Origin of the sequence: Vreelandella azerica, assembly GCF_013112225.1 — a bacterium.
GTDB lineage: Bacteria > Pseudomonadota > Gammaproteobacteria > Pseudomonadales > Halomonadaceae > Vreelandella > Vreelandella azerica.
Window position 1 is genome coordinate 26,526 of record NZ_JABFHI010000002.1, and the last position, 18,002, is coordinate 44,527.

The 18,002-nt window shown below is 57.0% G+C and carries 18 protein-coding genes and 1 pseudogene; 7 read left to right on the plus strand and 12 right to left on the minus strand.

Going from position 1 to position 18,002, the window contains the following annotated elements; genetic code table 11:
• Positions 1-3 precede the first annotated feature (3 nt).
• Positions 4-1,443, minus strand: coding sequence for an aldehyde dehydrogenase family protein (locus tag HLB35_RS04070; RefSeq protein ID WP_171701627.1), 1,440 nt, complete (start codon positions 1,441-1,443; stop codon positions 4-6).
• A gap of 132 nt (positions 1,444-1,575) precedes the next feature.
• Here HLB35_RS04070 and HLB35_RS04075 point away from each other — a divergent pair, with 132 nt between their 5' ends.
• The 6 genes from HLB35_RS04075 to HLB35_RS18175 all read left to right on the plus strand — a co-directional run bounded on the left by HLB35_RS04075 (position 1,576) and on the right by HLB35_RS18175 (position 7,685).
• Complete coding sequence (locus HLB35_RS04075; RefSeq protein ID WP_171701628.1) at positions 1,576-2,466, plus strand: LysR family transcriptional regulator; 891 nt, start codon at positions 1,576-1,578, stop codon at positions 2,464-2,466.
• A 97-nt stretch (positions 2,467-2,563) separates the two neighbouring features.
• Positions 2,564-3,751, plus strand: a complete 1,188-nt coding sequence (locus HLB35_RS04080) for a M24 family metallopeptidase (protein ID WP_171701629.1) — start codon at positions 2,564-2,566, stop codon at positions 3,749-3,751.
• Positions 3,752-3,898: 147 nt separating this feature from the next.
• On the plus strand, positions 3,899-6,040 hold the full coding sequence (locus tag HLB35_RS04085) for a PhoX family protein (RefSeq protein ID WP_328731008.1): 2,142 nt from the start codon (positions 3,899-3,901) through the stop codon (positions 6,038-6,040).
• Between the two features lie 138 nt (positions 6,041-6,178).
• Positions 6,179-6,667, plus strand: a complete 489-nt coding sequence (locus HLB35_RS04090; RefSeq protein WP_171701630.1) for a hypothetical protein — start codon at positions 6,179-6,181, stop codon at positions 6,665-6,667.
• A 219-nt stretch (positions 6,668-6,886) separates the two neighbouring features.
• A complete protein-coding gene (locus HLB35_RS04095; protein ID WP_328731329.1) occupies positions 6,887-7,327 on the plus strand; it encodes a PAS domain-containing protein in 441 nt (146 codons plus the stop codon).
• On the plus strand, positions 7,245-7,685 hold the full coding sequence (locus tag HLB35_RS18175) for a PAS domain-containing protein (RefSeq protein ID WP_171701632.1): 441 nt from the start codon (positions 7,245-7,247) through the stop codon (positions 7,683-7,685). Before HLB35_RS04095 ends, HLB35_RS18175 begins: the two co-directional genes overlap by 83 nt.
• Positions 7,686-7,739: 54 nt before the next feature.
• Here HLB35_RS18175 and HLB35_RS18760 read toward each other — a convergent pair.
• From HLB35_RS18760 to HLB35_RS04145, 11 genes and pseudogenes are all read right to left on the minus strand, one after another.
• Positions 7,740-7,856: pseudogene (locus HLB35_RS18760) on the minus strand (hypothetical protein); the annotation flags it as partial.
• Between the two features lie 44 nt (positions 7,857-7,900).
• Complete coding sequence (locus HLB35_RS04110; protein WP_171701633.1) at positions 7,901-8,482, minus strand: HDOD domain-containing protein; 582 nt, start codon at positions 8,480-8,482, stop codon at positions 7,901-7,903.
• The gene (locus HLB35_RS04115) at positions 8,455-9,114 is read right to left on the minus strand and encodes a YuxH family protein (RefSeq protein WP_171701634.1); all 660 of its coding nucleotides are present in this window, start codon (positions 9,112-9,114) and stop codon (positions 8,455-8,457) included. Before HLB35_RS04115 ends, HLB35_RS04110 begins: the two co-directional genes overlap by 28 nt.
• Before the next feature lie 119 nt (positions 9,115-9,233).
• On the minus strand, positions 9,234-10,322 hold the full coding sequence (locus HLB35_RS04120) for a response regulator (protein ID WP_171701635.1): 1,089 nt from the start codon (positions 10,320-10,322) through the stop codon (positions 9,234-9,236).
• On the minus strand, positions 10,286-11,011 hold the full coding sequence (locus HLB35_RS04125; RefSeq protein ID WP_171701636.1) for a hypothetical protein: 726 nt from the start codon (positions 11,009-11,011) through the stop codon (positions 10,286-10,288). The genes HLB35_RS04120 and HLB35_RS04125 overlap by 37 nt, the downstream gene beginning before the upstream one ends.
• Positions 11,012-11,070: 59 nt before the next feature.
• The gene (locus HLB35_RS04130; protein WP_235936985.1) at positions 11,071-11,595 is read right to left on the minus strand and encodes a putative pterin-binding protein; all 525 of its coding nucleotides are present in this window, start codon (positions 11,593-11,595) and stop codon (positions 11,071-11,073) included.
• 232 nt (positions 11,596-11,827) lie between these two features.
• The gene (locus tag HLB35_RS04135; protein WP_171701637.1) at positions 11,828-14,014 is read right to left on the minus strand and encodes a response regulator; all 2,187 of its coding nucleotides are present in this window, start codon (positions 14,012-14,014) and stop codon (positions 11,828-11,830) included.
• Between the two features lie 94 nt (positions 14,015-14,108).
• Positions 14,109-14,453, minus strand: a complete 345-nt coding sequence (locus HLB35_RS16370; protein WP_216601397.1) for an FIST C-terminal domain-containing protein — start codon at positions 14,451-14,453, stop codon at positions 14,109-14,111.
• On the minus strand, positions 14,453-14,695 hold the full coding sequence (locus tag HLB35_RS16375; protein WP_216601398.1) for an FIST N-terminal domain-containing protein: 243 nt from the start codon (positions 14,693-14,695) through the stop codon (positions 14,453-14,455). The genes HLB35_RS16370 and HLB35_RS16375 overlap by 1 nt, the downstream gene beginning before the upstream one ends.
• Complete coding sequence (locus HLB35_RS16380) at positions 14,614-15,234, minus strand: FIST signal transduction protein (protein WP_216601399.1); 621 nt, start codon at positions 15,232-15,234, stop codon at positions 14,614-14,616. Before HLB35_RS16380 ends, HLB35_RS16375 begins: the two co-directional genes overlap by 82 nt.
• Before the next feature lie 117 nt (positions 15,235-15,351).
• Positions 15,352-17,415 (minus strand): putative bifunctional diguanylate cyclase/phosphodiesterase, encoded by a 2,064-nt coding sequence (locus tag HLB35_RS04145; protein WP_171701638.1) that lies wholly within the window; start codon positions 17,413-17,415, stop codon positions 15,352-15,354.
• A 173-nt stretch (positions 17,416-17,588) separates the two neighbouring features.
• Between HLB35_RS04145 and HLB35_RS04150 the strand changes: the two genes are divergently transcribed.
• Positions 17,589-17,939, plus strand: a complete 351-nt coding sequence (locus HLB35_RS04150) for an Hpt domain-containing protein (protein ID WP_171701639.1) — start codon at positions 17,589-17,591, stop codon at positions 17,937-17,939.
• Positions 17,940-18,002 lie beyond the last annotated feature (63 nt).

The following is an 18,002-nucleotide window of genomic DNA, read 5'->3' on the forward strand; positions in this document are numbered from 1 at the left end:
TCCTTACGCTTTGACGTAGCAGGTCTTGACCACGGTGTAGAACTCACGCGCATAGCGGCCTTGCTCACGCGGGCCAAAGCTTGAGTCTTTACGGCCACCAAAAGGCACGTGGTAGTCGGTACCCGCCGTTGGCAGATTGACCATCACACAGCCAGTCTCGGCTTGTGCCTTGAAGCGGTTGGCCAGCGCCAGGGAATCGGTAATGATGCCGGCGGTCAGGCCGAAGTTGGTGTCATTCAGGGTAGCAATCGCCTCGTCCATATCCGCCACCTTGATCACACAGGCAATCGGGCCGAAGACTTCTTCACGGTTAATCGCCATCTCATTGGTGGTATCCACAAACAGGGTCGGCGCCATGAAGTGACCGTCGCTGGCACACTCGACCCGCTCACCGCCGAAGACCAATTTGGCTCCCTCGGCTTTGGCGCGCTCGATCCAGTTCAGATTGGATTCAAGCTGACGGGCATCGGCCACCGGGCCAATCTGCACACCCTCTTCTAGCGCTGGGCCAACCTTGGCCTTGGCCAGCCGTGCGGTCAGTTTTTCGACAAAGGCGTCATGCACACCCGCATGGACGATCAGCCGCGACGAAGCGGTGCACTTCTGCCCGGTGCCGGAATAGGCGCCGTTGAAGGCGGCTTCGACGGCCAGATCCAGATCAGCATCCTCAGCCACAATCAAGGCGTTCTTGGAGCCCATTTCCAGCTGGCACTTGACCAGATTGCCGGCGGTAGCAGCGGCGACGCGACGGCCGACTTCCAGCGAACCGGTAAAGGTCAGCGCATTGATGGCCGGGCTGGTGATCAGCGCCTCACCGACGCTGCCGCCGCTGCCCATCAGCAGGTTGAAGGTACCTGCCGGAAGCGCCTGACGGCTGATGATCTCGGTCAGCGCCCAGGCGCTGGCGGGCACCAGGTTGGCGGGTTTGAAAATCACCGCGTTACCAAACGCCAGCGCCGGGGCAATCTTCCATACCGCCGTTGCCATGGGGAAGTTCCAGGGGCTGATAATCCCCACCACACCCACCGGTTCACGGCGGGTCTCGACTTCCACGCCAGGGCGCACGGAATCGACCCGCTCATCCAGCTGGCGCAGCACTTCGGCGGCATAGTAGTGGAAGAACTGCGCCGAACGGGCGACTTCGCCCATACCTTCTGCCAGCGGTTTGCCTTCCTCACGCGACAGCAGGCGCCCCAGCTCTTCCTTGCGCGCCATCAGCTCATCGCCAATCGCCATCAGCACGCCGTAGCGCTGCTCCAACCCGGTTTTGGCCCATTCTTTCTGACCGTTGCGAGCCGCCGTAATGGCATCTTCTACCTGAGCGGCACTGGCCTGGGCGTAATCACCGATCACATCCGTCAGATCAGAGGGGTTGGCATTGGTAATGTGGCTTGTACCGTCGACCCATTGACCGTTGATATAAAGCGCGTGCGGGGATGACATAAAGATTTCCTTCAGCAGGGTGAACAACTAGCGTTTGACGCCATGCTAAAGAAGACGCGAAGATAAGGATAATCAATAATACAGATAAAATGATCAGTAAAACTTACCACCTTAAACGGTTGATAAAAGACCATGCTCCCCGATCTGAAACTGGCGCCTATGCGCTATGTGCTGGCAATTCTTGATGCCGGTGGTTTTCATGCTGCGGCTCGCCAGCTGCACCGCAGCCAGCCGGCCATTTCCATGGCCGTGCGCGACCTGGAAGAGCGGCTGGGCCAGCCGCTGTTTGAGAAAGGCGGCGGTAAGGCCCTGCTGACCCCTTTCGGCCACTGGTGCGTACCCCGCTTTCGCGAACTGGTGGCCCACCATGACCGCGTCTGCCGGGATGCCCTGGCGATTGCCCGCCAGCAGCATGGTCGGGTGGATATTGCTGCCGTGCCTTCGGTGGCCAGCCGCCTGATGCCCGCGCTGCTGGCCGGGTTTCTGCAACGCTACCCAGGGATTGATATCAGCCTGCAGGACGGCCATTCCGAACGGGTCAACGACATGGTGCTCAAGGGTGAAGTCGAACTCGGCATCACCAGCCTATGGCTGCCCGATGAGGCGCTGAGTTTTGAAGCCCTGCTGCACGATGATATTGGCGTGATCTGTCGCGACGACCACCCATTGGCGCAGCAGAAGGCGTTGCACTGGCGGGCGCTCAAGCCCTATACGCTGATTCGTAATGGCACCTCGCGTTTGCTGGAAGGCTCACCAGCGGCAGAACTTCTCACCCATAGCACCCTGTATATTTCCAATATGATCTCGCTCACCGCCATGCTGGAAGCCGGTATCGGCGTCACCACCTTGCCCCGGCTGGCCTTTCAGGAAGAGCACAAGCGGCTGCGCTTTATCCCTCTGGCCACTCCCCACCTTGAACGTCAGATGGGCCTGTTGCGCCGTTCAGGGCAGAGCCTTTCCCCGGCCGCTGACGCCATGTACCACTACCTGATGGCTCAGCTAGGGGAAGATGAGAAGCGTTGAAAGCCGCCGTTAGCACCGGTGTCGCAACGGGGCAGGCGGCTTGCAGCCTTTAAGTCTAGACTCGGCAGGGTTGACTGTATTTTGCCCTGGAGGCCCTATGGATTACTACGCTTACCGCCACGCCCTTGCTGCACAGTTGCAAGGCGCTGAGCTGCCCTTCCCGCGCGCAGAATTTGCCGCCCGCCTGGCACGTACCCGCAGCCTGATGCAGGCCGCTGGCCGTGATGCTCTGCTGCTCACCGATCCGGCAGATATTTTCTACCTGACCGGCTACCACACCTTTGAAGTCTCGGTGCACACCGCCCTGGTGGTCACCGCTGAGCGCGTCACCTTACAGGTGCCCTCGATAGAAACTGGCCCGGCAGTGGTCACCGCCACCGTGGATGAGATTCTTGGCTATCGCTGGGAAGGCATTGATGAGGTGATCGCCCCGCTGGCCGACCTGCTGGCGCCGTGTCACGCCATTGGGCTGGATGCGTTCAGTGCTGGCCTGCGTTTTGGTGTTATTCAGTCACTTCAGGAACGCTTGGGCAGCGAGCGTTTCCACTCGGACGGCGGCAACATTCTTGACGGCCAGCGGCTGGTCAAGCGGGAGCTGGAACTGGATTGCCTGCGCGAAAGCGCTCGGATTACCGCCGCTGGCCTGGCGGCGGCAGAAGCCATCATTGCCCCGGGCATGACGGATAACGATATCGCCGCCGAAGGCGCCCGCGCCCTGATTGCTGAAGGCAGCGAATTCATGAGCCTGCAGCCGATCGTCACCAGCGGGCGGCGAATCAGTGTGATTCACGTCAACCACAAGCGCACCCCGATTGCCCCAGGCGACCCGGTGTTTCTGGAGTTCGGTTCCGCTTACCAACGCTACACCGCGCCCATGATGCGCACCGCTGTGGCGGGCCGCGCGAGCACAGAAATGCAAGCAGTGCGAGATACCTGCCGAGGCATTTATGAGGCGCTGATCAGCACCATGCGCCCCGGCAACACCTTTGATGATGCCGCCAAAGCCGCTGAAGCCGTGCTGGCACCCCATGCAGAACGGCTGTTTTTCTCCGGGGTGTTTGGCTATGCGGTGGGTGCCCAGTTCCCGCCCAGCTGGGTGGAAGGCACCGGCTATATTGCCCGTGGCCAACAGCGAGTTTTCGAGGAAAACATGGTGTTCCATCTGCCCATCTGCCTGCGCCTGCCCGGCCAGTGGGGGATCGGCATCAGTGATACCGTGCTGGTTACCGCCAACGGTGGCGTGGCGCTGACGTCTAACGACTGGCAAATCAACCAGACACCTTAATAAGTACAAACGATATTTATATTTACAAAACCTTAAACAACTGATCATTGAACCGTCATAGTCCAGGCCTAGCCTTTGCAGAGTGAAGATACCGACGGTGCGGTATTGACCTGTTTTTCATTCTTAAAAAAACGAGGCCTGGCCACTATGAGTAAAGAAATCGAAGATCATCGCCTGTTCAACCACAGCGGCAACACTCCCTTTGCCGATGTTCTTGCCAAGCGGGTTTCCCGCCGCGACGTGATGCGCGGTGGTCTGGGCGTCGCTGCTGCTTCCATGCTGAGCATGGGCACCGCCTCCCAGGCTCTGGCCTCCGCTAGCGACAAAAAGCCACTGACCTTGGCGTTTGAAGCCATTCAGGGCGCTCACAAGGATGCCGTTGTGGTGCCAGAAGGCTATACCGCCCAGGTATTGGTGCCCTGGGGTACGCCGCTCAAAGCCAATGCCCAGTGGAATCCGGCAGACCCCATGACCGCCGCTCAGCAGGCAGAAAGCGTTGGCATGCACCACGATGGCATGGCAGGGTTTGCACTGGACGACAGCAGCGCTTCCCAGCGTTTTGTCCTGGCGTTGAATAACGAATACATCGACCAGAATGCCCTGTGGCAGCCACAGGGCGGCCCTACCAATGCCAAAGAAGGCAAGCGCCCAGCTGAAGAATCCCGCACCGAGATCAACGCCCACGGCGTTACCCTGGTAGAAGTACGCAAGGATGCCGATGGCCAGTGGTCGCATGTTGCCGACTCCAGCTACAACCGCCGCTTTACCAGCGCCATCGAAATGGATCTGGCCGGGCCGGTCGCGGGTAGCGACTACGTCAAGACCCGTTTCTCGCCGGAAGGCACCCAGACCCGTGGCACCAACAACAACTGCGGTAACGGTGTCACTCCTTGGGGCACCTACATTGCCTGTGAAGAAAACTGGCCGAATATCTTCGTTAATACCGGCGAGCGCTTTATCGATGACGCGCGGATTGGTATTCCCACCGAGCGCAGCCGTTACGCCTGGGAAACCTCTGCCGGTGATGCCTCTGAAGCCAACGAAGAATTCGCCCGCTTTGATATCACCCCGCGTGGCGCAAGCGCCACCGATGATTACCGCAACGAAGCGCGCACCTTTGGCTACCAGGTCGAGATTGACCCTTACACCCAGCAGAATGCCGTCAAGCGCACGGCCCTGGGCCGCTTCCGCCATGAAGGCTGCTGGATAGGCAAGCTTGAGGCTGGCCAGCCGGTAGTGTTCTACTCCGGTCACGATGCGCGTAACGAGTACGTCTACAAGTTTGTTTCCGAGGCCAACTGGAACCCGGCAGATGCCAACCGCCCCGGCGAGCAGTATGACCGCCTGGCCATTGGCGCCAAGTACATGGACAACGGTGTGCTCTATGCCGCCCGCTTTGACGCCGACGGCAACGGCGAATGGCTGCCCCTGACGCCGGATGCCACCACCCGTGATGGCCGTCGTCTGTCAGCCGCCCTTGGCCTTGCCGATAACGATATGGCGGGCATCATCATCAACACCTGCGACGCCGCTGACCTGATGGGTGCCACTCCCATGGACCGCCCGGAATGGGCCACCGTGGACCCGGCCTCCGGCGAGGTCTACCTGACGCTGACCAACAACAGCCAGCGCAGTGAAGAAGGCGTTGATGCCACCTACACCAACGATGGCAGCGACATCACCCAGCCTGGCGTCGGCTTTAAAACCGCCCCGACCAATGCCGCCAACCCGCGCCCGGATAACGGCGCAGGGCATATCATCCGCTGGCGGGATGCCCCGAACAGCACGGCCTTCAACTGGGAAGTCTTTGTGTTTGGCGCTGCGGCTGCCGATGCTAACAACCTGTCCGGCCTGACCGAACAGAACCAGTTCGCCAGCCCCGATGGCCTGTGGTTTGACGAGCGTGATGGCGGTGAAGGCATCCTGTGGATTCAGACTGACAACGGCTACGAAGGCATTACCGAATATACTAACGACCAGCTGTTGGCTGTGGTACCCAGCGCCCTGCGCAACGCACAAGGCGGTGATTCCACCGTCAAGCAGAGCAACCAGCACCATATGAAGCGCTTTGCGGTAGGCCCCAATGGCTGTGAAGTAACCGGCATCTTCGCCACACCGGACAAGACAGCGCTGTTTATTAACATTCAGCACCCCGGCAACTGGCCGGCTGATGCCGCTTCCCTGGCCCAGGATGCCACCCGCGAAGCATCAGGCCAGGTACGCCCCCGCGCGTCTACTGTGGTCATCCAGAAAAAGATGGTGGCCCGGTCGGGGTTTAACCACGTCTGAACCTGCCATCATAAGGGTGCTCAAAACGCCGCCTACCTTCGGGTATGCGGCGTTTTTTCACAGCCTTAATGCTTGTGATACCGCTACTTGGGCGCGTAGGTTATTCATTCCAACCCCACCACTTATACGGTCGTTATCATGCGTTTTGTGCTTTTTGCCCTTGCCCTGTTCATCGCCCCACTGAGCCTTGCTCAGGGCGAAACCACCTCAAGCTCACTTCAAGCAGGTGATACCTTCCCCTCATTGCAGCTACCGGATGCCTTCGGCAACGTTTACCAACTGCCTTACCCCGGCGTTCGTCACGTGCTGTTCAGTGCGGATATGGATGCCAATGACCTGATGGAACAAAGCTTTGGAGAACTGGATAAGGGCGATTTCACCGCCGCCGGCCTGGTGTATGTCGCCGACATCAGCGGCATGCCACGCCTCGTTGCCCGCCTGTTTGCGATACCGTCTCTACGTGATTACCCCTTCCGGGTGCTGCTAGCCCGCGACGCAGAACAGTTGGCCATGCTGCCCCGACAAGAAGGCGCCGTCAGCGTTATCTCTCTGTCTCAGGATGGCGAGATCGAAAAGCTTGACTTTGTTAGTAATGAAGCAGGGCTAAAAGAGTTGGTAATTGATTAATTACTTGCCGATGTATCCTGGAAAACATCACCCCTTGCTGCCATACGTTAAACGCTCAGCTTTAACAAAGATTGACACTTTCCCTTTAACAGGCGCGATACTATTAATGGAGAGTTTACAATTGAGGCGGTAGTTAATGAGCGATAGGCAGGTTGGAGGGCTCCCTGAAGGCAAAGATGACAGGGATGTTCTACATAGCGACTTGGAAGCGTTTTTGCGATATCGCTTTCCCTGATGGCCATTACCGGTCTCGACGGGCGCATCTTGCGGGTTAATCAGGCTTTCCATGAACTTCTCGGCCATGATCCCGCTAGCATGGTGGGCCAACATGCCTTGGGCTACCTCCACCCTGACGATATCCCCCAGACAGCTGAAGCCTTTACCCGCATGGCGGAAGGCGCCACCGTGATCAACTTTGTTCACCGTTTTCGCGCGGCAGATGGCCGTTATCACTCATTGGAATGGCAGGCCCGCGCCCGTGATGGCAGGGTCTTTGCCTCCGGCGTTGATGCCACCGAGCGGCTGGCGCTGGAAAACCAGGCCGATGAAGACCGCGAGTTTCTGCAGGACGTGATTGATGCCTTGTTTTGTCAAGGATTGGTATGGCCGCTTCAGCATGGTCAACCAGACGCTGGCTGCCGTTTTTGGCGCTTCACCTGAGGAGATCATCGGCAAGACTGACGCTGACTTTTCACCGCGCCCGGAAGAAATTGAAGCCTTTCTACTCGATGACCAAGAAGTATTGAGGAGCGGCAAGATCAAGTTTATTCCTGAAGAACCGGTGACTGATAGTATCGGCCAGCAGCGCTGGTTCCAGACCACCAAGATTCCCTTACAGCTCAATCTGCCACGCGAAAAACGGCGGCTGGTGGGCGTTGCCACCGATATTACCCATCGAAAGCAACGTCAGGATAAGGCAGAACAGGCTAGCCAAGCCAAAAGCTTGTTTGTGGCCAATATGAGCCATGAAATTCGCACCCCACTCAATGCCATCATCGGCTTTGGTGATCTGCTTTAGGTAAGCATCCATACCTGCGACGTAGCAGGTAGCGATTTCGTCATCACTGGCATAGGCGGTCATGGCAATAATCGGTAATCTTGCATTGGCAGCAGTGCCGTACTGATGTTCATGTTCGCGCCAGCGCTGCGTGGCTTCCAGCCCGTCCATGACCGACATCATGCAGTCCATCAGTACGATATCCGCCGGGCTGCCATACACACCCCGGCCAGCGGCTAGCGCGTTTCGCTCAGCAGCGTTTCGGCCCAGGCAACGGCAGCCAAGTAATCTTCATTCAGCAGGGCAATAATTTTGGCGCTAAGGCGCTCAAGCTCTCCGCGCTCAAAGCGCTCCACCAGTAAAAGCAGTTTTCCCAGGCTGCCTTCACGGGTGAGAAGTGCCTGCTTAACCTCATCTGCCAAGGGAATCGACCCGATCATCGACTGCATGCTTTCGCCTTCTACCTGGCCAATCAGCGACAGCAGCCCGAGGGTAAAAGCGGTGCTCTCGTTGATATCCTTCAGGCGCTTAGCAATCTGGCGACAGACGCCGGCGCGAATGACCACTTGCCTGAGCTGCAGGCGCTGCACCGGGTCGTTGCGCGATAGCGATAATGCTGCGGCCATGGAGGTCAAACGCTGGGTGCCAAGCAGCTGGATGGCTTCTCGCAGGCTGCTGATCGGTCTCACCAGGTTGGCGTGAGCGGCGGAATTCAACTGACGAAACACCAGATTGCACAAGTGCGGATGCTGGGCCAGCAGGCTTTCAAGCCGGGCGTGATCGGGTTCTGTCAGCGCCAGCTCCGCCAGCAACTGCATTTCTGCCGCCGGGTTGCTGGAGCGCCGCCGGTTAAGTGGCTGGACATGGTTAGGGGTGAGAACACGTAGCCCTGAAACAGATCAAAGCCTGCCAGGCGGGCTTGTTCCAACTGGTCACGGCTTTCCACGAAAGTGGCTATCAGCTGCAAGCCGCGACGGCGATAGCGCTCAGGCCAATCCGTTGCGTCCTCACGGCGGATATCAACCTTAAGAAAATCAGCAGCCTGTAGTACAGTATCACCGTCGCTGAGCAGTAAAGTATCATCAATACAGATGCGGTAGCCTTGGGCACGCAACGCTGAAAAACGCGCTAACATATCCTGCTCGCTCAGCAGGTGGCGAGGAATTTCCGCTACCAGACGCTGGGTGGGCAAGGGCATGATGTCCGGATTGGCGACCCATTCAGCGGTGGCATTGAAAAACAGGCAGCGCTCACCGACCAGTGCCTGCAGCCCCACCTCGTAGAAGGCCGTGGCACAGGCTCTGGCCGTTGCCAGCAGCGGGTTATCAATCCGGACACTATCCGCGCCCGGACAGGCACGATATAAAAGCTCATCTGCCACGTGATGAAACTGTCTGTCGCAGATAGGCTGAATCGCTACGCTATAACCTGATTGAGCGGTTTTATCCAAGGCATCTCCTCCTTATTCTTTGTAATCATCAGGAAAAGCTGCATCAGCGTCTTGCAACACCAAGGGCGAGCCTTCTATGCAGCGGCGGATCAACACGAATTCCTCAGCTTGGTGTATATTCACGACCTTGCAACCGTCAGGTAATGGTTAATGGTATTACTCAGCTCAGTGACCTTGACGGGCTTGGTAATCACCGCCTGCATACCTGAATCAAGACAGCGTTGGGCATCTTCTGGCATGGCGTTGGCGGTCATCGCCAGTATCGGCAGGGTTTCTCCCCGGGCACGTAGCTGCCGGGTGGCTTCAGTGCCATCCATTACCGGCATCTGCATATCCATCAGCACCAGGTCAAAGCCTTGTATCGCCAGGATATCCAGCGCTTCCTGGCCGTTCTCCACCACGCTGACGGCGTGACCTAGCTTGGTGAGCTGCTTGCGCGCCAACATCTGGTTAACCGGGTTATCTTCCACAACCAGGATGTTGGCGGCCAGGTTGGGTGTTTCCGGCTCTTTGGGAACCACAGATGCCACGGGTTGGGCGGTTTTAAAGGTTAGCTGGAAAGAAAAGCGGCTGCCGCAGTCCGGCTCGCTTAGCAGCTCGATCTGGCCGCCCATGGCTTCCACCAACTGCTGGCTAATCACCAGCCCAAGCCCAGACCCCTGGCGGCGTCGGGATAAGGAGCTGTCTACCTGTGAAAAGGGCTGGAACAGCTTGGATTGCTGCTCCTTACTCATGCCACAGCCTGTATCGGTGACGCTGAAGAAAACATGCAGCTGATCATCATGGCGCTGGGCAATCACATCCAGCGCCACACTGCCTTCATCGGTAAACTTGAAGGCATTGTTAAGCAGGTTCATCAGCACCTGGCGCAAACGGTCCGGGTCGGCCACCACTAGCCCCAGCTCCTCGGGTCGGTCACAGTAGAATGTTACCGGGGTGTTTTCAGCACGCAGCCGATAACTGTAGCAGAGCGTATGCAAACACTGGTCCAGCGAGAATGGCCGTGGCGCCAATGCCAGCTTGCCGGCGGCAATGCGCGAGTAATCGAGAATGTCGTTGATGACGGTGGAAAGCGCTTCAGTGCTAGCGCGCAGGGTGTTCAGGTAGTCACGGCCCTTTTCAGTACGCACCACCTCTTCTTCAAGCAGGTCGGTCAGGCCGACAATACCATTCAGCGGCGTACGCACTTCATGACTGACCACGGCCATGAAATCGGATTTGGCTTGGCTGGCTTTTTCAGCCTGCTGCTTGGCTTTTTCAGCTGGGCATTAGTTTCGCTCAGCGCCCGCTGACGTGATTCCAGCGATAGCTGCTGATGGCGCAGCTGAAAGAGCAGAATCAGACCGGCCAGCATGGTCAGGGCCACTAGCACCAGCGATGAGCGGATCAGGGTATACAGGGCTTCGCGATCACGTTGGCGCTGGCCAGCAAAATACAGGTTAGTGCGCACCGCCAAGGCGCCCGTCGCCTCCTGTATCTCGGCAAGCAGTTGGTCAAGCGTTTCACGCTGTGCAGGGAGGGAATCAGGCGTTAGCGCTTGCACCGCCTCATCCAGCGCCCTGATGTCGGCCAGCATGGTATCAATGTCATGCCCGCGCAATTCAACCCTGCGTATCAGCTCGGCCACTTGCCCGCGTTCAATCACTCTCAAGCGGCTATAGAGGATATCGTAGGCAAGCGTCAGCTCTGCCATCGAATCAGGGGTCGCCTTTAGAAGAGCGAGACGGACATCCTGCAGTTCACGATCAAGCTGATAGGAAGCCCACAAGGCATCTTCCAGCAGGCGCTTGTCTGATGCCTGATGCTTGTATAGGGCAATACCCCCAAGGTCATGGAGGCAATAAAAAGTACGCTGATTCCGAGTACTGACCAGAATCGCTCGCGAATTACAGAACACAGAAATGTCTTTATACGACCTATCTTCATCTAAGCCATCCGGTATTGCTTAGGGTCTGTTCAGGGCACCAGCAACCGATTGACCTGCCAGACGGAGCGCGAGTAGATGGTTTCCTTGTGCAGATCAGCGTCACTGTCAAAAGGGTAAATGACAAATACCGGGCCATGTTCGCGTACGCTCATCGGCTCGCCGTTGGCATGAGTGGCCAGGATAACGTCATGTTCGTAGAAATCCGCTACCGAGATCTCGGCTTCATAATCATTCAGGGCAATCGCAATGACGCTATCGCCCTGGGCATCAACGGCTTCAAGCACTGACCTTGCCAGCGGGCCGCTAAACGTCATGGTTTCGTCATGCCAGGGCGTTGCTGTCACCGTGGTGTGTATACCCAGTTCAGAGAACATCGCATGGTCAAACACCGCCTGTTCGCCTTGGTTGGTTGTACCGATATCGCCGCTGACGGTGAGTACCACCTGGCCGGTGGGCGCCTCCAGGGCGCTACTGGTCGATACCATAGCTGCCCACACGGCAGCGCTATACAGCATGCATAGCGCGGTGCGCTGGAAAGGCCGTAAAAAAGACATAGAAGTTTCCTCGTTTGGCACAGTATTTGAAATTGTATTTGAACATTCCGCTGAAACAGCGTTATTGAGGCGTTGGTGAAACCACAAAACAACACTGCTTAACAATTTTCAACGTTTATCCTACGCGATTTTAAAGGCTGAAATGCAAATTTTTGCAACGTTACGCACTCACGCCGAGTTCGGATCTGACGGCTTTGTATCAGCACTGCGCTGAGAGGGTGGTTTGGGAGAATCAGGGTTTAGGGGGCTCGGCCAGTGCCAGAAAGTCGTCTAGCGTCATGGCGTCAGAAGCGCGCAGCGGCGAGCGTTGCGAACGGGGCTGGTAGACCCGCAGGATTTCACTTTTCAGACGCTGGAAATTGATCGGCTTGGTGACATAGCCTTGCATACCATCTGCCAGATAACGTTCCTGATCGCCTTTCATGGCGTTGGCTGTCAGGGCAATGATGGGGGTCTGTGGCAAGTTATTGAGGCGTTCGAACTCACGGATGGCATAGGTCGCCTGCACGCCGTCCATTACCGGCATCATGATATCCATCAGGATAATATCGAAACGGCTGTCACGAACCTTTGTCACCGCCTCCTGTCCATTCAAGGCTATCTCGCACCTTGCGTTGAGCTTGTCCAGCAGTTTGAGGGCCAGCTTCTGATTGATCCGGTTATCTTCCACTAGCAAAACATCCAGTGGCATCTGTGCTTCACTTTCTTCGTTACCGGTCATCCTGGGCAACCCGGAACGGGTCTGGGCATCGCTCTCGGCCAGCACCTGTTGCAGGTCTCCAAGCGTCAGCGGCTTGGTCAGATACCCGGGGATACCCAGTTCCGTGCAGCGCTGGGCATCGCCAGCCAGGGCTGATGAGGTTGCCAGATACAGCGATGACGGTGCCACCAGGGATTCGTCGAGCAGTTTGGCAGCCAGTTCATAGCCACTCATCCCCGGCATATGTACATCCACCAGCACCACGCTGAACGGGCGGTCGTCATCCTGGGCATGGCGCAGACGGAACAAGGCTTCCGGGCCGCTGCTGCAAAGCTCAAACGCTACGCCAAGCGCCTTCATCATGGCGCTGAAAACATCGCGGTCCACCGGTTCATCTTCCACAAACAGCACCCGGTGGCGCTGAGCATCAAAGGTGGCCTGGGTGGCCTTGGCGGGTGGTTGCGACAGCGCCAAGGGAACATCAAAGGTCACACAGGTGCCCTGCCCCAGACGGCTGGTGGCAGAAATACTGCCGCCCATCAGCTCCACCAGTTGGCGGGTAATGGCTAATCCAAGGCCAGTGCCTTCAAAGCGCCGATTGGCTTTGCTGTCAACCTGTTCAAAGGCTTCAAAGATGCTGTCAACCTGCTCGTCAGGAATGCCAATGCCGGTATCCGATACGCTGAACGTCAGCCACATAAGCTGGTCGGAGGGGTCCGCCAGTGCTTGGGATGTCAGCTTCACATCCAGGCGAACATGGCCCCTATCGGTAAACTTGAGCGCATTACCTAGCAGATTATTGAGCACCTGCTGGAAGCGCACCGGGTCTACCCATACGTAGCGCGGCAAGGCGTCATCGAGGTGGTAGAACAGCTTGACATCCTTGACCATGGCGCGAGGTGCCTGGGCTTTAATCACTTGGCCCAGATAGTGGTAGAGATCAGTACTTTCAAGTCGCAGATCCAGCTTGTTGGCTTCGATTTTGGAGATATCCAGCAGCAAGTTGATGATTTCCAACAGATGCGCGGCGCTGACTCGGGCCAGATTCAGGTATTCATGCTGCTCTTTGTCCAGAGACGTTTCCAGCACCAGCTCCAGCATGCCCATCACGCCGTTCATCGGCGTGCGGATTTCATGGCTCATGTTGGCCAGAAACTGGCTCTTGGCCATGTTGGCGGCCCTGGCCTGCTCAATCTGATGCTGCAACTCGCTTTCATACAGGCAGGCACGGGCGGCAATAGCGAGTTTTTCCATCAGCTTGGCCAGCGACATCAGCAGGCTGTGCGAAAATCCTTCACCTTTGCGATACAGCAGCAGTACCCCAAACTCCGGTAACGCGAACACATAGCGCTCGCCTTCCCCGTTCAAGTCAGCAATACGCATGGGCAGGCCGGCCGAAAAATCTGTAAGCTGCTGGCGGTTTTCAGGCAGCTGAAGACTGGCAATAAACGCCTGGTGTTCAGGACGCTTATTGAGCGTACGAGGAATACATAGCGCATAATCCCAGCTCAACCATTCCTGCTCAGCTATGCCTTCCACTGACCGCTGTTCTGTTTCCGGTGAAGTCGAGGTAGTGAACTGCAGCACACTGGCACTGACACAGTTCAGCGCACGCACCATGGTGCCAACGCTTTGGGTCAGCATGGGCGCAAGGTTCAGGCTTTGTCCGATCGACAAAGAAATTTCGTACAATAGCTCGGTTTCTGCCAGCTTGTTCACGCCGTTTCCAACCTGTTATTCCCCACGTGTTAATGCCATGCCGGCTGGCCAGAGCCAATGCCTGGCCGTGCTAACGGCACGTCTGAGCGGATGATCAACCCAGCACACCCAGTACAATCGTCTTGTTATAGAACTCCAGGTAATCGCTACCGCTGTTGGCGATTTCTCCCAGCGTGAAGGCGCCAAATACCGCCTCGCCCTGCCCGACAGCCTCCAGCTCCTTGGTCATGTCGTCGCCCAGAAACAGCACGCGCGAAATACAGTCAATCAGCAGCCAATCAGCTGACGTCGGCGTTGAGCCCTTATGCTGGGCCATTGCCTGCTCGCGGGCATGGGCTGCAGCGGCAATCAGGGTGTTCGGGTTACCATTAAGCAGCTTGACCATACAGCCTTCCGGCACTTCACCCACACAGGTCAACTCGCCCTGCTCATTCATCATCAGGGGTCACGCACCACCATTTCAGCCCCGAGCCGCGAGATACCCAGCGGGTAGGATTTAGCCACTGAGAAGAAGTTGTCGATGCTGATATCCTGACCGCTGTGGGCATGAATCATCCGTGCGTAGAAGGTCGCAGCAGGCTCCCAGTCAATGCTTTTCACTACATTGCGTTCGCTGGAAGTGACGGTAAAGGCTTCGCTGACCGGCTCCCAACCGTGGGTAACCCCAATGCTGCTGGGCATCGGCAGCAGCGCAACCAGCGCAGCGTCTTTTTCAGGCCCTGCGGGGTGATCACGCAGGGGCGCTGTTCAAAGCTCAGCGAACCGGCGCCGCCGCCAATAAAGTTGTTTTCCAGCCCAAAGGTGTAAAACAGGCTTTCAATCAAGGCACTGATGCGTGATGCCAGCCCATCGACAATCACCAGATAGGTCTGCTCGCCGCTGGCTTCAGGCCAGCGCTCGGCCAGTGGCAGCAGGGCTTCTTCATACTCGGCGTCTGCATCGCTCAACCCTTCAATCACCCCAAGCTCAGGCGCTGCCGCCAAGCCTACCAACAGCGTCCCTTTAACATGATTACTGCCCTGATAGGCAATCTGTGGAAAGATGCCGCCGGATACCGGCACTTCAGCCGCCAGCAGGAGAGGGTCAACGTCTTCCGGCTGCCAGCCGTTTTCATCACAGGCCAATACCAGTATGGCGGCAACGTCGGCGCGGGATGCCAACGTCTGCAGTGATGCTGCAAACCCCTCCACAGATCCACTGGAATCAAATTGTAATTGCATCGTGATTTCCTGTTGGTAAGCCAAGTTTTAGGGTAATTATTTTTAACGCTGTTGGTGAGTCGCTATTCGTTCATTGTTCAGGTGCAAGTCAACGTTGGTTCACGCTGCCTCACGGTATCAGTTGACCACGGCTGACTTAGCCTGCTTGCGCAGGAACGTCAGGCAGGCTTGTGGTTCCATGGGCCTGGCCAGCAAGAACCCCTGAACGTCATCCACATCAAGTGCATCAAGATAGTCACGCTGGCGCTGGGTCTCTACCCCTTCAGCTACCGTCTTGAGCCCTAACCCCTGGCACAGAGCCGTCAGTGAGCGCACAATGGCACGATTCTGACGCGCTTCAGCAACATCAATAATGAAGCTACGGTCAATCTTTAGCGTATCGAGCGGAAAGCGCAGTAAGTATTCATAAGATGAGTGGCCAGTGCCAAAATCATCAATGGCAAGCTTGAACCCCAGCTTCTTGAGTTCATAGAGGGTCGCAAGCGTTGCTTCCGGGTTACTCATGGCGGTGCTTTCAGTGATCTCCAGCTCGAGCTGCTGGGGCTTTACACCATACTCGGCCACATGCTGGGCAAGACGCTTGGCAAGCCCAGCCTGCTCGAACTGGCGCGCCGAGATATTAATTGCCATGGCAACCTCAATACCTTCCGTCTGCCACTGTGCCAGCTGGCGGCAGGCCTCCCCGGCCACCCAGTCGCCTACATCAATAATCAGGCCACTTTCTTCCAGCAGAGGGATGAACTCACCCGGCGACACCACTCCGCGCATAGGATGGCGCCAACGCAGCAGCGCCTCAACGCCGATAAACTGACCGTTGGAAAGCTGCTGTTGCGGCTGGTAAACCAGGAAGAACTCTTGATTACCCAGCGCCTTGCGCAGGTCATTTTCAAGACTTAGGGCATTGCTATCATCAAAGGCTTCAACGTCCTGATAGAACATCACTCGCTGATTGGCTGTGTGATAGCGGCAAAAGCGTTGAGCCAGCAGCGCCGTTCGCAATAGCTCGTCGCTGTTACTGCCATCCTGAGGGTGCAGGCTGACACCGGCGGTAAAATCAACGAAGATCTCTTCACCTTTTACCTTGTGGGCACGAGCCAGCGGCTGCATCCAGTTGTGGTGGTAAGCCTGCATCTGCTGGCTATTGGCATGTGGAATTGCCACCGCAAAAGTATCTGCTTCCAGACGGCACATCAGCGCCTCATGGCCCAGGCTTTGCTTGAGACGCTGGGCAAACATGGCCAGCACCTGATCACCGGCTTCAATCCCCAAGGCGTCGTTAATTCGGTGTAGGCGGCTGATATCAATCACCCCAATCGACCAGATCATTTTAGTATCTGCCAGTTGCTCGTCCAGCAGGTTCAGAAACAAACGTCGCTTGGGCAGATCGGTCAGATCGTCATATTCGGCAAGGTAAAGTGCTTTATCCTCAAACGCGCGCAGGGCCGTCACATCCTGAAAGGCACCAATCAGGTGTCCCTCCTGGGTTTTCGGGTCACTTTGCAGGCGCAAAATACGTTCGGAATGGCTCAGGTGCAGGGTGACCTCAAGATTAAGACCCTCTCGGCCTTCTTGAGCGGCTTCCAACGCGGTATTCAGGCGTAGAGCGTCGGTGTCATTCAGCAGCCCCAGCAAGGCTTGGTGGCTTTCCGGCAACGCAGTACAGTTCAGCACTTCGGCGGCATCTTCCGACCATGTCAGCGCATCATTGCTGAAATTCAGCTGCCAGAAACCTAAACGAGCCAGCTTGCAGGCACTGGCCTGCTCCATCTGCGCCTCGCGTAGGGCTTTTTCACGTTCGGCCCCGCGTAGGGCATATTTCACCCGTTCCACCAGCAGCGGCAGATTGATCGGCTTGGTGATAAAATCGGTCGCCCCTGAGGTAAACGCCTGATCAATTGATGTGACGTCGTCGGAGCCGGTCAGCATCAAGAGTGGTCGCTCCTGATTGGCGATGCCCGCTTCGCCATTACGTACTGCCTGAACAAACTCAAAGCCGTTGCGCCCGGGCATGCTGACATCCACCAGGGCGAGATCAGGTGTGTTGTCTTGCATCAGGCGCAACGCCTGCTCTGCATCTGCCGCCTGAATCACCTGATAGCCGCGCTTTTTAAGGCCCGATGAAGTCAACAGGCGAACGGTCGGGTCATCATCAACGACAAGTAGCGTCTGCGCTGGCGCCATGCGGTTACCTCAATGCTGTTATCGCAAATGGGGGTGAAAATAATGGTTGCGATTAGTGTAAACTCTCTCGATGTGCAATTTGTTAATGTTTGTTAATATTATAACGATAAACATCGTCGCATTCATTAGCCTTTAAGTACATTTTCAAGACGCGCTGTTAGAAGAGAACTTTTATGCCCCTGACACTCGACACCCTGAAAGAATTTAATACCAGCGCCGGGCTTGCCTATGCCGATGGCGACGAGGAGCTTTACCGTGAGGTGCTGGCCATGTTTCACGAGCAGCTGACCGATGAGTTTGCCCAATTACCAGAGCAACTGCGTGCCGGAAGCGACGACACTCTGGCCCGCCAGGTGCATACCCTGAAGGGGTCGGCAGGTTCTGTGGGCGCAACACGTATTGAAGGCGTGACTAAAGAGATTGATCAGAATCTCAAGGCAGGCAAGCAGCCCAGCGATGAACTGATAGCAGTCCTGCAGGCCTCGGTACAGGCGGCCAGCAATGAGCTGGCAGCGCTGGCCTGATAACGCTGCCTACAGAGCGCAGCCTGGAACCAACCTCCTGGCACCTCCGCGTCACCGACTAGA

Bases quoted from the DNA above. Each gene is read 5' to 3' on its own strand.
- HLB35_RS04145 (WP_171701638.1), bottom strand. From the start codon at position 17,415: ATGGCGCCAGCGCAGACGCTACTTGTCGTTGATGATGACCCGACCGTT.
- HLB35_RS16370 (WP_216601397.1), bottom strand. From the start codon at position 14,453: ATGATGAATGAGCAGGGCGAGTTGACCTGTGTGGGTGAAGTGCCGGAA.
- HLB35_RS04080 (WP_171701629.1), top strand. From the start codon at position 2,564: ATGGATTACTACGCTTACCGCCACGCCCTTGCTGCACAGTTGCAAGGC.
- HLB35_RS04090 (WP_171701630.1), top strand. From the start codon at position 6,179: ATGCGTTTTGTGCTTTTTGCCCTTGCCCTGTTCATCGCCCCACTGAGC.
- HLB35_RS16380 (WP_216601399.1), bottom strand. From the start codon at position 15,234: ATGCAATTACAATTTGATTCCAGTGGATCTGTGGAGGGGTTTGCAGCA.
- HLB35_RS04110 (WP_171701633.1), bottom strand. From the start codon at position 8,482: ATGCAGTTGCTGGCGGAGCTGGCGCTGACAGAACCCGATCACGCCCGG.
- HLB35_RS04085 (WP_328731008.1), top strand. From the start codon at position 3,899: ATGAGTAAAGAAATCGAAGATCATCGCCTGTTCAACCACAGCGGCAAC.
- HLB35_RS04070 (WP_171701627.1), bottom strand. From the start codon at position 1,443: ATGTCATCCCCGCACGCGCTTTATATCAACGGTCAATGGGTCGACGGT.
- HLB35_RS04075 (WP_171701628.1), top strand. From the start codon at position 1,576: ATGCTCCCCGATCTGAAACTGGCGCCTATGCGCTATGTGCTGGCAATT.
- HLB35_RS04150 (WP_171701639.1), top strand. From the start codon at position 17,589: ATGCCCCTGACACTCGACACCCTGAAAGAATTTAATACCAGCGCCGGG.
- HLB35_RS04130 (WP_235936985.1), bottom strand. From the start codon at position 11,595: ATGTCTTTTTTACGGCCTTTCCAGCGCACCGCGCTATGCATGCTGTAT.
- HLB35_RS04120 (WP_171701635.1), bottom strand. From the start codon at position 10,322: ATGGCCGTGGTCAGTCATGAAGTGCGTACGCCGCTGAATGGTATTGTC.
- HLB35_RS16375 (WP_216601398.1), bottom strand. From the start codon at position 14,695: ATGCCCAGCAGCATTGGGGTTACCCACGGTTGGGAGCCGGTCAGCGAA.
- HLB35_RS18175 (WP_171701632.1), top strand. From the start codon at position 7,245: ATGCCTTGTTTTGTCAAGGATTGGTATGGCCGCTTCAGCATGGTCAAC.